The 14074-nt window shown below is 63.8% G+C and carries 13 protein-coding genes; all 13 read left to right on the forward strand.

Translation table 11 applies throughout. The features are described from left to right. The first annotated feature begins 277 nt into the window (after window positions 1-277). The 13 genes from argC to QYQ98_RS00850 all read left to right on the forward strand — a co-directional run bounded on the left by argC (window position 278) and on the right by QYQ98_RS00850 (window position 14048). Window positions 278-1321 carry an N-acetyl-gamma-glutamyl-phosphate reductase gene (gene argC, locus QYQ98_RS00790; protein ID WP_302006882.1) on the forward strand — a complete coding sequence of 348 codons (1044 nt, stop codon included), beginning with the start codon at window positions 278-280 and terminating at the stop codon, window positions 1319-1321. Window positions 1322-1411: 90 nt separating this feature from the next. Further along, the gene (gene argJ / locus QYQ98_RS00795) at window positions 1412-2572 is read left to right on the forward strand and encodes a bifunctional glutamate N-acetyltransferase/amino-acid acetyltransferase ArgJ (RefSeq protein ID WP_302006883.1); all 1161 of its coding nucleotides are present in this window, start codon (window positions 1412-1414) and stop codon (window positions 2570-2572) included. A gap of 28 nt (window positions 2573-2600) precedes the next feature. Further along, window positions 2601-3533, forward strand: a complete 933-nt coding sequence (argB, locus tag QYQ98_RS00800; protein ID WP_302006884.1) for an acetylglutamate kinase — start codon at window positions 2601-2603, stop codon at window positions 3531-3533. Then, on the forward strand, window positions 3530-4759 hold the full coding sequence (locus QYQ98_RS00805) for an acetylornithine transaminase (RefSeq protein WP_302006885.1): 1230 nt from the start codon (window positions 3530-3532) through the stop codon (window positions 4757-4759). Before argB ends, QYQ98_RS00805 begins: the two co-directional genes overlap by 4 nt. Next, a complete protein-coding gene (locus QYQ98_RS00810) occupies window positions 4756-5262 on the forward strand; it encodes an arginine repressor (protein ID WP_302006886.1) in 507 nt (168 codons plus the stop codon). The genes QYQ98_RS00805 and QYQ98_RS00810 overlap by 4 nt, the downstream gene beginning before the upstream one ends. A gap of 61 nt (window positions 5263-5323) precedes the next feature. Next, complete coding sequence (locus tag QYQ98_RS00815; RefSeq protein WP_302006887.1) at window positions 5324-6526, forward strand: argininosuccinate synthase; 1203 nt, start codon at window positions 5324-5326, stop codon at window positions 6524-6526. Window positions 6527-6578: 52 nt separating this feature from the next. Next, window positions 6579-8015, forward strand: coding sequence for an argininosuccinate lyase (gene argH / locus QYQ98_RS00820; protein ID WP_302006888.1), 1437 nt, complete (start codon window positions 6579-6581; stop codon window positions 8013-8015). A gap of 106 nt (window positions 8016-8121) precedes the next feature. Further along, entirely contained in the window at window positions 8122-9303 is a 1182-nt protein-coding gene (locus QYQ98_RS00825) for a hypothetical protein (RefSeq protein ID WP_302006889.1), read from the forward strand. Beyond that, a complete protein-coding gene (locus tag QYQ98_RS00830; RefSeq protein ID WP_302006890.1) occupies window positions 9300-10889 on the forward strand; it encodes a VWA domain-containing protein in 1590 nt (529 codons plus the stop codon). Before QYQ98_RS00825 ends, QYQ98_RS00830 begins: the two co-directional genes overlap by 4 nt. After that, window positions 10876-11523, forward strand: a complete 648-nt coding sequence (locus tag QYQ98_RS00835) for a hypothetical protein (protein WP_302006891.1) — start codon at window positions 10876-10878, stop codon at window positions 11521-11523. Before QYQ98_RS00830 ends, QYQ98_RS00835 begins: the two co-directional genes overlap by 14 nt. 20 nt (window positions 11524-11543) lie before the next feature. Beyond that, the gene (locus QYQ98_RS00840) at window positions 11544-11735 is read left to right on the forward strand and encodes a Trm112 family protein (RefSeq protein ID WP_302006892.1); all 192 of its coding nucleotides are present in this window, start codon (window positions 11544-11546) and stop codon (window positions 11733-11735) included. 77 nt (window positions 11736-11812) lie between these two features. Then, window positions 11813-13087 (forward strand): tyrosine--tRNA ligase, encoded by a 1275-nt coding sequence (gene tyrS / locus QYQ98_RS00845; protein ID WP_302006893.1) that lies wholly within the window; start codon window positions 11813-11815, stop codon window positions 13085-13087. A 34-nt stretch (window positions 13088-13121) separates the two neighbouring features. Then, window positions 13122-14048 carry a hypothetical protein gene (locus QYQ98_RS00850; RefSeq protein ID WP_302006894.1) on the forward strand — a complete coding sequence of 309 codons (927 nt, stop codon included), beginning with the start codon at window positions 13122-13124 and terminating at the stop codon, window positions 14046-14048. Window positions 14049-14074 lie beyond the last annotated feature (26 nt).

Genomic DNA, 14074 nt, shown 5'->3' on the forward strand with positions numbered 1-14074 from the left:
CAGGTGATCGTTCCACCGCTGAATGCAGCTGCAACGTTGCAGCTAAACCGCTAAAATCGGCGTTTAGCTGCAAGGTGATAGCTGCATTTGAGCCATCCTCGGGAAGCGGGCCGGGGGCGGCGTGGGGTTGGTGCAGGGTCGGCACAGGGTCGGTGCTGATTCGGAGGGGGATCGATCGGTGACGACGACGCGCGGTGTGGCATCGCCCCGGATGGCGCATAAAATGATTAAAATGGAATAAATTGCAAAGCCGCACACGGCTGTGTAGCCTGTCGCTATGACCTACTCAATCGCAGTCGCGGGAGCCACCGGATATGCGGGCGGAGAGATCCTCCGCCTGCTCGTCGGCCACCCGCATTTTCTCGATGGGACGTTGCGTATCGGCGCGCTGACCGGAAATTCGAATGCGGGCCAATCCGCCGCTGACGTGCTGCCACACGTCCCGCAGCTAGCAGACCGGGTCATTGAAGAAACGTCAGTGGACGTGCTGTCGAAGCACGATGTTGTGTTCCTGGGTCTCCCGCACGGCTTTTCGGCAGAGATTGGTGCCGCGCTGCCGGACAGCACGCTCGTGCTCGACTGCGCCGCTGATTTCCGGCTCCGCAGTGCGGACGATTGGACTGCATATTACGGGTCCGAGCACGCTGGCCACTGGCCGTACGGCATCCCGGAGATGCCCGGGCACCGCGAGGAGATCGCGTCGGCAAAGCGCATCGCTATCCCCGGGTGTTTCCCCACCGGTGCCACGCTGGCTGCCTTGCCGGCGGTAGCGAAGGGTCTGGTGGAACCGTCCCTGAACGTCGTGTCCGTCACCGGTGTGTCCGGCGCGGGGAAGAAAGCGAACGTCGATCTGCTCGGTGCGGAGACTATGGGTTCGGTCAAGGCGTACAACACCGCTGGGAAGCACCGCCACACCCCTGAGATGGTGCAGAACCTCGCGGAGGTGACCGATGAGAAGGTGATGGTGAGCTTCACCCCTGTGTTGGCACCACTTCCTAGGGGGATCCTCTCCACGGTGACTGCACCGTTGAAAGACGGCGTGACCGAAGAACAGGTGCGTGCCGCATACGCGGAGTTCTACGACGGCGAGCCATTCGTGCGGCTGCTTCCGCAGGGGCACCAACCGCAGACTCAGCACGTCGTGGGCAGCAACATGTGTCTGATGCAGGTGGAGGTCAATGAGGCGGCGGGTGTGCTGCTGGCTACCTCGGCGATCGACAACCTGACCAAGGGCACGGGCGGAGCAGCGGTGCAGTGCATGAACCTCGCGCTCGGGTTCGGGGAAACGGACGGATTGCCTCAAGCGGCGGTCGCCCCGTAAATGGCGGTGGCGGCGGTTCACCGTAAAAGCCCTGAAGCACCCTGAAGAGTCCGGCAGCGATAAAAGCGTCAACGAAGTAAGGAACGAAGAATGTCAACAACAGGTGTGACAGCCCCCGCGGGTTTCACGGCGGCTGGTGTCACCGCAGGAATCAAGAAGTCGGGCAAGCCTGATATGGCGCTGGTGGTCAACAACGGACCGCGTTTCGATGCCGCGGCGGTGACGACGCGCAACAAGGTCGTGGCAGCGCCCGTGAAAGTGACGCGTGAGGCGCTGAGGGCCGGTTCGCTAGCCGCTGTGGTGTACAACTCGGGCAACGCCAACGCCTGCAACGGCCGTCAGGGCGACGTCGACGCCGTGGAGATGCAGGCGTTGACGGCTCAGCAACTCGGTGTGGACGCGCTTGAAGTGGCGGTTTGCTCCACGGGGCTTATCGGAGATCTCCTCCCCATGGACGTGATCCGGGAGGGGATCAGCGCACTCGGCGCGAACCTGGGTGATCACGGAAGCGCTGCGGCCGAGGCTATTCTGACGACGGATTTGGTGGCCAAGGAAGCCGTCGCCAAGCGTGATGGCTGGTGCGTCGGCGGGATGGCGAAAGGCGTGGGCATGATGGCGCCCTCGTTGGCCACGATGCTGGTGTGCATCACCACCGACGCCGTGATCAGCTCATCCGTGTTGGACTCCGCGCTCCGGGCGGCCTCGGGCCAGACGTTCAATACCCTCGACATTGACGGTGCGACCTCCACGAACGACACTGTGGTTGCAATGGCGTCCGGGGCTTCGGGCGTGGAGCCGGCCGTGGAGGACTTCGTGGCGGCAATCCAGGAGCTGTGCGAGGATCTCTCCCGCCAATTGCAGGCGGATGCGGAGGGCGTGACTAAGCGCGTTGTCATCACGGTGGAAGGAACCGCGACCGATGAGCAGGCACTGAACGCCGCACGCACAATCGGGCGGGACAACCTGGTCAAATGCGCGATGTTCGGTTCGGACCCCAACTGGGGCCGGGTCCTTGCGGCCGTCGGTATGGCGGATGCGGAGATGGATCCGGAGAAAATCACGGTGTCCTTCAACGGCACGCCGGTGTGCGTCGACAGCACGGGCGCTCCGGGTGCACGCGATGTCGATCTCAGCGGCGCCGACGTGGAGGTGCTGGTGGATTTGGGCACTGGCGGCCCGGGCCGCGCGAGCGTACGCACCACGGACCTGTCGTACTCGTACGTGGAAATCAACTCGGAATACTCGACCTAGATCACTGCGGGAAGCTGGAGAGCAAGACATGAAACTGAGCAACCAGGACCGGGCACATGTGCTCGCTGAGGCGCTGCCGTGGCTGCAGCACTACCGCGACAAGATCGTCGTGGTGAAATACGGTGGCAACGCCATGATCGACGACGACCTCAAATCCGCGTTCGCGGCGGACATGGTTTTTCTCCGCACGGTCGGCGCGAAGCCGGTCGTCGTGCACGGCGGAGGGCCGCAGATCACCGCGATGCTGGGGCAGCTCGGCCTCGACGGGGGAGAGTTTGTCGGCGGTTTCCGCGTGACCACGCCGGAGATCCTCGAGGTGGTCCGCATGGTTCTGTTCGGGCAGGTCGGACGCGACTTGCTGGGGCGGATCAACTCTCACGGACCGTACGCAGTAGGGACATCGGGCGAAGACGCGGGGTTGTTTACCGCGCAGAAGCGCTACGTGGACGTCGACGGGGAGAAAACGGATATCGGCCTCGTCGGCGAGATCGTCGATGTGAATCCGTCAGCGGTGATGGACATCATTGAGGCAGGCCGTATCCCGGTGGTGTCCAGCATTGCGCCGGGTGCAGACGGCAACGTGTACAACGTTAACGCCGATTCCGCGGCAGGTGCGCTGGCGGCGGCCCTCGGCGCGGAACGTCTCGTCGTGCTCACCAACGTCGAGGGGCTCTACACCGACTGGCCGAATAAGGACTCGCTGCTGTCCAAGATCACGTTGAGCGAACTCGAGCGAATGGTCCCGGACCTCGATTCCGGCATGATCCCCAAGATGGAAGCCTGCATGACGGCGGTCCGCGGGGGAGTCAGCGCTTCGCACGTCATCGATGGCCGCATTCCGCACGCCGTTCTTCTCGAGCTGCTCACCATGGGTGGCGTGGGCACGATGGTTTTGCCCGACGACTACGTCAAGACCGACTATCCCGAAGGAACCGTGTTCAGGAAGGATGATGTGCAGTGACGGGCACCAACACGTCCGTTGAGCCGGCACCCACTCCGGCCAGCAACGAGGAAGCGCTTGACCAGTGGTCGCAGGTATTCATGAACACCTACGGCAGGCCGCAGCGTCACCTCGTCCAGGGGCGCGGGGCGACGGTCACCGACGTCGACGGCAACGAATACGTGGACATGCTCGCAGGTATTGCCGTGAACTCGCTGGGGCATGCGCATCCAGCGCTTATCGACGCAGTGGCCACCCAGACTTCGACCCTCGGCCACATCTCCAACTTCTTCGGCTCCACCGCAGCGCTTGAAACTGCGAACACGTTGCGGGAACGCTTTGGCGACGACACAGCCAAGGTCTTCTTCTGCAATTCCGGCGGGGAGGCGAATGAGGCCGCGTTCAAGCTCGCACGGCTGACAGGCCGCAAGAAAGTCTTGGCCGCCATCAACGGTTTTCACGGCCGCACCATGGGTGCGTTGTCCTTGACAGGACAGCCGGCTAAACGTGAACCGTTCGCGCCGCTCGTTCCGGGTGTGGAGTACTACCGCTACGGCGATATCGACCACCTCCGCGAGCTGGTGGAACAAGCCCCCGAGGACACCGCCGCGATCTTCCTTGAACCGATCCAGGGCGAAACCGGAGTGATCCCGGCGCCGGAAGGGTTCCTGCAAGCGGTCCGTGAGCTGTGCGACGAGTACGGGATTCTCATGGTGGTCGACGAAGTGCAGACTGGCGTCGGGCGCACGGGAGCGTTTTTCGCGCACACGGCGTCGGCAGTCCGCCCCGACATCGTCACCATGGCCAAAGGCTTGGCGGGCGGTCTGCCGATCGGCGCAGTGATTGCCAGAGGAGAGGTCGCGGCGCTGTTCACCCCCGGTGCACACGGCACCACCTTCGGCGGAAACCCCATCGCCTGCGCCGCCGCCAACGCAGTGCTGGGCATCGTCGACGACGAGTTTTGCGCCGCGGTGAAAGAGATAGGCGAGGGGCTGGTACGGGACGTCGATAAGCTTGTCGGCGTCGACCATGTGCGCGGCCGCGGACTGATGCTCGGCGTCGTGCTGGAAGAACCTGTGGCGAAGGCCGCGGTGAGCACCGGTTTGATGCACGGCGTGATCCTGAACGCGCCGACGGACAACGTCATCCGGCTCACGCCGCCGCTGGTGATCACGGACGCAGAGCTGGAGCGGGCAGTCGCGGCGATCGGAGCCACCCTCGACGAGTGCCTCGGGGAGTTGCGATGACCACACCCAATTCCCGCACCGTCCGCCAGGCGAAGATTCTGTCCATTTTGGATCACACGCGGGTTTCGTCCCAGGTCCAGCTCTCCGAGCTCCTGCTCGATGAAGGCATCGACATCACACAGGCCACGCTGTCGCGCGACCTGGACGAACTTGGGGCGCGCAAGGTGCGTCCCACCGGCGGCGGGCGGTCCTACTACGCGGTGGGAGAGGAAGCCCAGTCCTTCCAAGCCTCCCCGAAGGGGCCCCGCGACAAACTGCGCCGCATGCTCGCTGAGCTCGTCGTGTCCGTCGACCACACCGGCAATATCGCCGTACTGCGCACCCCTGCGGGAGCGGCCCAGTACCTGGCAAGCTACATTGACCGGGTGGCACTGGAAAAAGTCGTGGGCACGATCGCGGGCGACGACACCGTCTTTGTTCTCGCGCGTGAGCCGCTCACGGGCGCGGACCTCGCCGCAGAATTCATGGGTGAAGTGCAAAACGAGCCCAGCGACGACGACTGACCGAATAGTTGAATAACTCCAGTACAAACATTGATTGCTGATTGAAGGAGCATTGACTGACATGACTAACCGCGTTGTACTCGCCTACTCCGGCGGCCTGGACACTTCCGTGGCCATCCCGTACCTGGCTGAAATGACCGGCGGCGAGGTTGTCGCTGTGTCCCTCGACTTGGGCCAGGGCGGCGAGGACCTGGAGTCCGTGCGCCAGCGTGCGCTCGACTGCGGCGCTGTGGAATCCGTTGTCGTCGATGCGCGCGACGAGTTCGCCGAGGAGTACTGCCTGCCCACGATCAAGGCGAACGGTATGTACATGAAGCAGTACCCGCTGGTCTCCGCGATCTCCCGCCCGCTGATTGTCAAGCACCTCGTCGAGGCAGCCCAGGAGCACGGCGGCACCCATGTCGCGCACGGCTGCACCGGCAAGGGCAACGACCAGGTGCGATTCGAGGTCGGTTTTGTCAACCAGGACCCGGACCTGGAGATCATCGCGCCGGCGCGCGACTACGCGTGGACCCGCGATAAGGCGATCGAGTACGCCGAGGGCAAGGACCTGCCGATCGAGCAGTCCGCTTCTTCGCCGTTCTCCATCGACCAGAACGTGTGGGGCCGAGCCGTCGAGACCGGTTTCCTGGAGGACCTGTGGAACCCGCCGACGAAGGACCTTTACGCCTACACCGAGGACCCGGCGTTGGGTAACGCGCCGGACGAGGTGATCATCTCCTTCGAAGGCGGCAAGCCGGTGGCGATTGACGGCCGCAAGGTCACGGTCCTTGAGGCCATCGAGGAGATGAACCGCCGCGCCGGCGCGCAGGGTGTCGGCCGCCTGGACATGGTCGAGGACCGCCTGGTGGGCATCAAGTCCCGCGAAGTCTATGAGGCACCGGGCGCCGTGGCGCTCATCACCGCCCACGAGGCGCTCGAGGATGTCACGGTTGAGCGCGAGCTCGCCCGCTACAAGCGGCTTATCGACGCCCGCTGGTCCGAGGAGGTCTACGACGGCCTCTGGTTCGGCCCGCTGAAGCGCTCTCTGGACGCCTTCATCGAGTCCACGCAGGAGCACGTCACCGGCGACATCCGCATGGTGCTGCACGCTGGTTCCATCGCCGTCAACGGCCGCCGTTCCAACCACTCGCTCTACGACTTCAACCTGGCTACCTACGACACCGGCGACACCTTCGACCAGTCGCACGCCAAGGGCTTTGTCAAGCTTCACGGCCTGTCCTCCCAGATCGCGAACAAGCGCGACCGCGAGGCCGGCAAGTAAGCGGGCGACGCGTACGTGCAACACGCTGCTTATCGACGAAAGGACGGTTGGAATGGAACAGCACGGCACTAACGAGGGCGCTCTGTGGGGCGGACGGTTCTCCGGCGGACCGTCTGAGGCGATGTTCGCGCTGAGCGTGTCCACTCACTTCGATTGGATCCTCGCACCGTACGACGTTCTGGCGTCGAAGGCTCACGCGCGGGTGCTCAACCGCGCCGGTCTGCTCACCGACTCGGACCTTGAGGCGATGCTGGCTGGGCTGGACCAGCTCGGCCGCGACGTCGCCGACGGCACGTTCACCCCTGCGCCAACGGACGAGGATGTCCACGGCGCGATGGAGCGGGGACTGATCGAGCGTGTCGGACCGGAGCTCGGTGGGCGACTGCGTGCGGGTCGCTCCCGCAACGACCAAGTCGCCGCCATGTTCCGCATGTGGCTCCGGGACGCGCTGCGCGATGTGGCCGCGGACGTAACGGACCTTATCGAAGCCCTGAGCACCCAGGCAGCGGCGCACCCGGACGCGATCATGCCGGGCAAGACGCACTTCCAGGCCGCGCAGCCCATCCTGCTAGCGCACTCCCTGTTGGCTCACGCCCAGCCGCTGCTGCGTGACATTGAGCGCATCCGCGACCTGGACAAGCGTGTGGCAATCTCGCCCTACGGTTCTGGTGCGCTTGCTGGGTCGTCCCTGCAGCTCGACCCGGAAGCGATCGCAGAAGAGCTCGGTTTTAGCGAGGCAGCGGAAAATTCCCTCGACGGAACCTCCTCGCGCGATTTCGTGTCGGAGGGCGCATTCGTGCTCGCCCAGATCGCAGTGGATATTTCGCGGCTGTCCGAAGAGATCATCGCGTGGTCCACCCCGGAGTTCGGCTACGTCACACTCGATGATGCGTGGTCCACCGGCTCGTCGATCATGCCGCAGAAGAAGAACCCGGATGTGCCGGAGCTCGCCCGCGGAAAGACTGGCCGTTTGATCGGCAACCTGACCGGCCTGATGGCCACGTTCAAGGCGATGCCGTTGGCGTACAACCGCGATCTGCAGGAGGACAAGGAGCCGATCGTCGATTCGGTCAACCAGCTCCGGATTCTCCTGCCGGCGATGACTGGCCTGGTGTCCACCCTGACGTTCCACGAGGACCGGATGCGCGAGCTGGCTCCACAGGGTTTCACGTTGGCAACCGATCTGGCCGAGTGGATGGTCCGCCAAGGCGTTCCATTCCGCGAAGCCCACGAGGCCTCCGGTGCGTGCGTCCGCATCGCGGAGGCCCGCGGGGTGGATTTGGTGGACTTGACGGATGAGGAGCTGCTGGGCGTCGATAAGCGCCTCACCCCGGATGTGCGCGAGGTGCTCACGATCGATGGTGCCGTGGCCTCCCGTGCCACGCGCGGTGGAACGGCTGGAGTGCGCGTTGCCGAGCAGCGCGCGCGAGTCGACGAAGCAAATGCCGCGGCCCGCGAATGGGCGCGGACCCCGGTGCGCGGCGCGTAGTCCGGTGCCGGACCCCAGTCGCTAGGGCTGGAAGCCGCTGGCTGCTGAGCATGACTGCCCAGCCAGTTTCCCTGCACAAAGCCTGTGGGCACCATAAGCTGTGGCCATGACCACACAACAGGCCTCTGGCGGCTCCGGTAAAGGTGCCCGCGGGTGCTCGATCATCGTCGGAGTTCTCCTCGCGGTGCTGGCTATTGCAGCGGTGCTCGCCGGCCGAGGCGTCATCCCCGGCCTCGGCGGTGGCGGCAGCGGATCGAGCGGCATCCGCGGCGGCGGGACCAAAGAACTACACGGTGTCATCGGCTCTGAGAAGCGCGACTATTTCGAAGACCCCGCGGTGGTGGGCCGTCTGCAGGAACTGGGATACTCCGTCTCCGTGACCACCGCCGGGTCCCGGCGCATCGCCACCGAAGTGGACCTGGATCAGCAGGACTTCGTGTTCCCGTCCTCGAGTCCCGCCACCCAGAAAGTGACCGACCAGGGCTCCGGGTACTCCGTCGATTACCCGTTCTTCTCCCCGATGGCGGTGGCGACCTTCCAGCCGATCGCCGAGTTGCTTGAAGATGCCGGTGTGGTGCGCAAAGAAGGGGAGAGCTACGTCATGGACGTCAACGCGTTCATCGACATGGCGCAGTCTGGAAAACGGTGGCGCGATCTCGGCGACGCGTTCCCGTCACCACGCAATGTGCAGATCGCCACAACGGATATCCGGACCTCGAACTCCGCGGCGATGTTCCTGTCTATTCTGGCGTGGCAGTTTGGGGAGCGGGAGCCGGATAAAGCCAACGACGTGGGGTGGCTGACGCAGCAAATCTCGCCGTTTTTCACCGGGCAGGGCTACACCCAGTCCTCCTCGGCCGGGCCGTTCAACGATTACCTGAGTCAGGGAATGGGGTCTGCACCGATGGTGATGGTGTACGAGGCCCAGTTCTTGGGCGAGAAGATGAAGCCGAATTCACGCATCAAGGACGACATGGTGCTGGTGCAACTCGATCCCACTGTCCTGGCCAACCACGGTGTGGTGGGTATTAGCGCTGAAGGCAAGGAGCTCGGGCGGCTGCTGGCCACCGACGAGACGCTGCAGAAGCTTGCCGCGGAGCACGGCTTCCGGCCGTCGAGCAACGACTACCTGACGCAGGCGCTGCAGGACAAGGGCTTCCCGCCGCCGTCGGACTACGTCTCATCCGTAGACCCGCCGAACTACGACCGGTTGGAAGCACTCATTGACGGAGTGGGGATGCGGTACGGCACTGTTCCGCCGCGCAACCAAGAGGAGCAGGAGAAATGAAGAAACTACTAGCGGTCCTGGTCACACTGCTGACCGGAGTTGCGCTCACCGCGTGCGGTTCTGATTCCGGCAGCAGAGACAGCGACGGAAATGGGGGATCGTCCTTCGGCTCCGGCGACGGGCTGCGCATTGTCGCGGCGACGGAACTGAAGGACCTTGAGCCCCTTGTGCAGGAAGCCTCGCGGGAGCTCGGCTTCCCCATCAACCTCGAATTCCCGGGCGGCACGCTGCAGAATTCTCAGTTCCTCAAGCACGGCCGATTCGACGGCAATGTCGACGCGACATGGCTGGCCACGAACCGCTACGTGGATCTGATCGGTGCGCGCGCCGAGCTCGCCGACGAGACGAAGATCGCCACCAGCCCGGTCGCCTTCGGTGTGCAGGAAGCCAAGGCGAAAGAACTCGGTTGGGATACAAAGCAGCCGACGTGGGGCGACTTCGCCGATGCCGCGCGCGAGGGCAAGTTCAGCTTCGGTATGACGGACCCGTCGGTGTCCAATTCCGGTTTCTCAGCATTGGTCTCGGTGGCTACGGCCATGGCGGACACCGGCTCGGCGTTGACAGACGAGGACATTGAAAAGGTCGGCCCGCGCCTGCACGAACTGTTCCAGGCCCAGTCGATGGTCTCGGGATCTTCCGGGTGGCTCGCGGACGCGTTCCAGCAGGACCCGGAGAAGGCCGATGCGATTGTCAACTACGAGTCGACGTTGCAGCAGATGCGGAAAGACGGCGCCGCGATCACAGTCATCGTTCCCGCCGACGGTGTGATTTCCGCGGACTACCCGCTGTCGACGCTGGCGAACTCAGCCCACAAGGACGCTCCCGAGCAGGTGCGGGCTCTGGCCGATTGGCTGCTCAAGCACCAGCAGGAGATCGCTGACTCCTACCGTCGTCCTGTGACCGATGTGGGAACCATGCCGGCTGAGCTCGCGGATCAGACAGTCATTGAACTGCCGTTCCCCGCTGGCTACGACACTGTCAACGCCCTTGTGGACCGCTACAACAACGAGTTCCGGAAGCGCGGAACGACGACCTTCCTTCTGGACACATCCGGGTCGATGCAGGGCGAGCGGCTCAATTCAGTGAAGCAGATCATGACGTCGTTTGTGGACGGTTCAGCCGCGACCGACACAGGAAACGTCTCTCTGCGCGACGGCGAGCAGGTGACAATCCAGTCGTTCTCGTCGATCCCGCATGAGCCGTACACCGGCAACTTCGATAAATCCGACCCCAGAGTGCAGGCTCAGTTCCAGCTCTACATTGACGCTCTCGCGGCGGGTGGAAAGACCAATATTTACGACACGCTGCTCGAAGCGACGGAGAAGAGTGATCCGAGTTCCGGCATCAGTTCGATCGTCCTGCTCACTGACGGTGCTAAAACCGCTGGGCGTTCCCTGAACCAGTTCATGAAGGACTATGAAGAAACCACCCGATCGAAAGGGAGGATTCCGGTCTTCGTGATTCTCTACGGTGAAACTAATGTGCAGGAAATGGAGCAGGTCGCCGATCTGACCGGCGGAGCAGTGTTCGATGCTTTGAACGGGGACCTGAGCGAGGCATTCAAGGAGATCCGTGGCTACCAGTAATCCTTCCAGCTCGAACTCTTCCGGTGGCGGGGCCGCGGGCGGCGGGAATTTCTTCACGTCCCGCAAAAACCTCGTGGGCATGGTCCTGGCGGTGTTGGTGATCGCCCTTCACTTGGCTGTGGGCCTCGGTTTCCTGTGGCCCGTTGCCGCCGTGGCCGCGTGGGGTGCCGGAGTTGCGTTGACTCCAGCGCCGCAGAGCACGGCTGTTGAGGCGCGAAAGCAGCCTATGCTTCCAGCGCCGGTAGATCTAGGCCAGAAGCTCACCGCGTCACTGGCCACATTGAACGATGCACGCCCGCCGAGGCCGGTGAGCGATCAAGCCCGGGAGATGGAGAATAACCTTCGTTTTGTCCTGGACAACTGGGACGACTTGGAGGCTGCCCCGCAGCACCAGCAGACGATCTGGGACATCGTGAATATCTACCTGCCTGAGGTCGTGTCCACGTACCTGGATGCACCGCAGTACAGGTCGCCGGAAGCCGCCGATGTGATGACAGGCTCTCTGAGCACGCTGACTTCGGCGGCGGAGAAGGTGAAACGCGGCATCCTCGACCAGAACCTGCGGGCGATGGATTCGCAAGCGCGCACGTTGAGAGAGGCCTTCGGCGACCTGCCTGGGTTGGACAACACCTGAACAGGGTACGATGAACGACCATGACGGCTGACACACCGACGCTTGACCCGCAGCTACTGGACATTCTCGCCTGCCCGCAAGACAAGGGTCCATTGGAGTACAAGCATGACGAGCAGCTGCTGGTCAATCGCAGGTTGGGTGTCGCGTACCGCATCGACGAAGGCATCCCGGTGCTGCTTGTCGACGAAGCTGAGCCGTACCCCGACGCCTAGCCTGAAGGCTGGCTAGTGCACCGAATTAGCACATTTTCAACACCACCAACGTGAACGAGGCTTGAAAGAACTGCTTTATGGCTGACAGCGCAACGATCATCGATGAACTGCAGTGGCGCGGACTGATCAATCAGTCCACCGACTTGGACGCGCTCAAGGAAGCGACGAAAGCGCCGATCACGTTGTACGCCGGCTTCGACCCGACGGGGCCGTCGCTGCACGCCGGGCACCTTGTTCCGCTGCTAATGCTGCGCCGGTTCCAAGAAGCCGGGCACCGCCCGATCGTGCTCGCCGGCGGCGCGACCGGCATGATCGGCGACCCCCGCGATGTTGGCGAGCGCACGATGAACACCGCGGATACGGTGAGCGACTGGGCCGAGCGGATCTCCGGGCAGCTGAAACGCTTCGTGTCCTTCGAAGGCGAGAACGCCGCAGTTTTGGCGAATAACGCGGAGTGGACCAACGACATGACCGTCGTCGACTTCCTACGCGATGTAGGCAAGCACTTCTCGCTGGCGACAATGCTCTCGCGCGAGACGGTCAAGCGTCGCTTGGACAACGACGGGATTTCTTACACCGAGTTCTCATACATGCTGCTACAGGCGAACGATTTCGTGCAGCTGCGCCGGCGCCTCGACTGCACGCTGCAGGTCGGCGGCTCCGACCAGTGGGGCAACCTCGTCGCTGGTGTCGACCTGAACCGACGGATGGACGGCGAGGCCGTCCACGCTCTGACGGTTCCGCTTGTCACCGACTCTGAAGGCAAGAAATTCGGCAAATCCACCGGCGGAGGCTCGCTGTGGCTCGACCCGGAGATGACCAGCCCGTACCGCTGGTACCAGTACTTCGTCAACACCGCCGACGCGGATGTGATCCGCTATCTGCGCTGGTTCACGTTCCTGACAAAGGAAGAGCTGGATGAGTTGGCCACGGAGGTTGAGGAGCGCCCGTTCAAGCGCGAGGCGCAGAAGCGTCTCGCCCGCGAGATGACGGATCTCGTGCACGGTCCGGATGCCACCAAGGCAGTGGAACTTGCGTCGCAGGCGCTCTTCGGACGCGCCGAGTTGGCGGAACTGGATGAGCCCACGCTCGCCGCGGCCGTGTCGGAGACCGAGGTCTTCACGGTGGAGCCGGGTGCGCCACGTACAATCGTCGACCTGATGGTCGGCACCAGTTTGGTCGACTCGAAGGGGGCTGCCCGCCGCGCGATCAAGGAAGGCGGAGCCTACGCCAACAACGTGCGCATCGAGTCGGAGGAATGGGAACCCAGCCAGGAGGATCTGCTGCACGGAAAGTGGATCGTTCTGCGCCGCGGCAAGAAGAACTTCGCCGGCGTGAAGGTGACCGATTAGCCGTCCGCGGTAGGCAACAGGGAGGACGTGGAGCATGAGCTACGACAACCGCAACAATGACCGCGGGAATAGCGGTGGAGGCGACCGGGAACGCCGCGGCGGAAACAGCCGCGACGGCGGGCGCCGTTACAACGATGACCACCGCGGTGAGAACCGCGACCAGCGCCGCGGCGGAAATAGCCGCCGCAATGACGGAGGCTCGGACCGCGGCCACGGTGGGGGTGGGCGCGGCAAGGTACGCCATGACCGCTCGAATCCTTACCGCCAGGGCTACCGCGAGGACCGCATGGCGCAAAAGGAGAACGAGCCCGCGATTCCGGACGATATCGATGTCTCCGACCTTGACCCGTCGGTGCTGCAGGACCTCCGCGTGCTGTCGAAAGACAACGCGGACCGAGTAGCCAAGCACATGATCATGGCGGCCACGTGGATGGCTGATGACCCGAGGTTGGCCCTCACCCACGCCCGTGCGGCGAAGAACCGCGCCGGCCGTGTCGGAGTCGTGCGCGAAGCCGCCGGCATTGCCGCCTATCACGCCGGTGAATGGAAGGAAGCTCTTTCGGAGTTGCGCGCTGCGCGCCGTATCAGCGGCGGCCCGGGTCTGCTCGCAGTCATGGCGGATGCGGAGCGCGGTCTCGGCCGCCCGGAGAAGGCTCTCGAGATTGGCCGCAGCCCGGAGGCGCGGGATCTCGACGAGGACTCCGCGATTGAGCTCGCCATTGTCATGGCTGGAGCCCGCCACGATATGGGGCAGCACGAGTCTGCATTGGCCACATTGCAGCAGCTCAACCCGACCATGAAAGGCGACGGATTCGAGCACATCCGCCTGGCGTACGCCTATGGGGACGCCTTGGAGCAGGTCGGCCGAACCGATGAGGCCCGCGCGTGGTTCGAGCATGTGGCGAAGGTCGATTCGGACCAGTTGACGGATGCCGCAGAGCGGCTTAAAGAACTCAAGTAGCGGTTCAAGAGGGGAGTAGCCCAGTG

Origin of the sequence: Corynebacterium sp. P3-F1 (genome assembly GCF_030503635.1) — a bacterium.
Classification (GTDB): Bacteria; Actinomycetota; Actinomycetes; order Mycobacteriales; family Mycobacteriaceae; genus Corynebacterium.

What these genes read in the sequence shown, in the direction of transcription:
- argC (WP_302006882.1), top strand. Translation starts at nt 278, where the DNA reads ATGACCTACTCAATCGCAGTCGCGGGAGCCACCGGATATGCGGGCGGA.
- argJ (WP_302006883.1), top strand. Translation starts at nt 1,412, where the DNA reads ATGTCAACAACAGGTGTGACAGCCCCCGCGGGTTTCACGGCGGCTGGT.
- argB (WP_302006884.1), top strand. Translation starts at nt 2,601, where the DNA reads ATGAAACTGAGCAACCAGGACCGGGCACATGTGCTCGCTGAGGCGCTG.
- QYQ98_RS00810 (WP_302006886.1), top strand. Translation starts at nt 4,756, where the DNA reads ATGACCACACCCAATTCCCGCACCGTCCGCCAGGCGAAGATTCTGTCC.
- QYQ98_RS00815 (WP_302006887.1), top strand. Translation starts at nt 5,324, where the DNA reads ATGACTAACCGCGTTGTACTCGCCTACTCCGGCGGCCTGGACACTTCC.
- argH (WP_302006888.1), top strand. Translation starts at nt 6,579, where the DNA reads ATGGAACAGCACGGCACTAACGAGGGCGCTCTGTGGGGCGGACGGTTC.
- QYQ98_RS00825 (WP_302006889.1), top strand. Translation starts at nt 8,122, where the DNA reads ATGACCACACAACAGGCCTCTGGCGGCTCCGGTAAAGGTGCCCGCGGG.
- QYQ98_RS00830 (WP_302006890.1), top strand. Translation starts at nt 9,300, where the DNA reads ATGAAGAAACTACTAGCGGTCCTGGTCACACTGCTGACCGGAGTTGCG.
- QYQ98_RS00840 (WP_302006892.1), top strand. Translation starts at nt 11,544, where the DNA reads ATGACGGCTGACACACCGACGCTTGACCCGCAGCTACTGGACATTCTC.
- tyrS (WP_302006893.1), top strand. Translation starts at nt 11,813, where the DNA reads ATGGCTGACAGCGCAACGATCATCGATGAACTGCAGTGGCGCGGACTG.
- QYQ98_RS00850 (WP_302006894.1), top strand. Translation starts at nt 13,122, where the DNA reads ATGAGCTACGACAACCGCAACAATGACCGCGGGAATAGCGGTGGAGGC.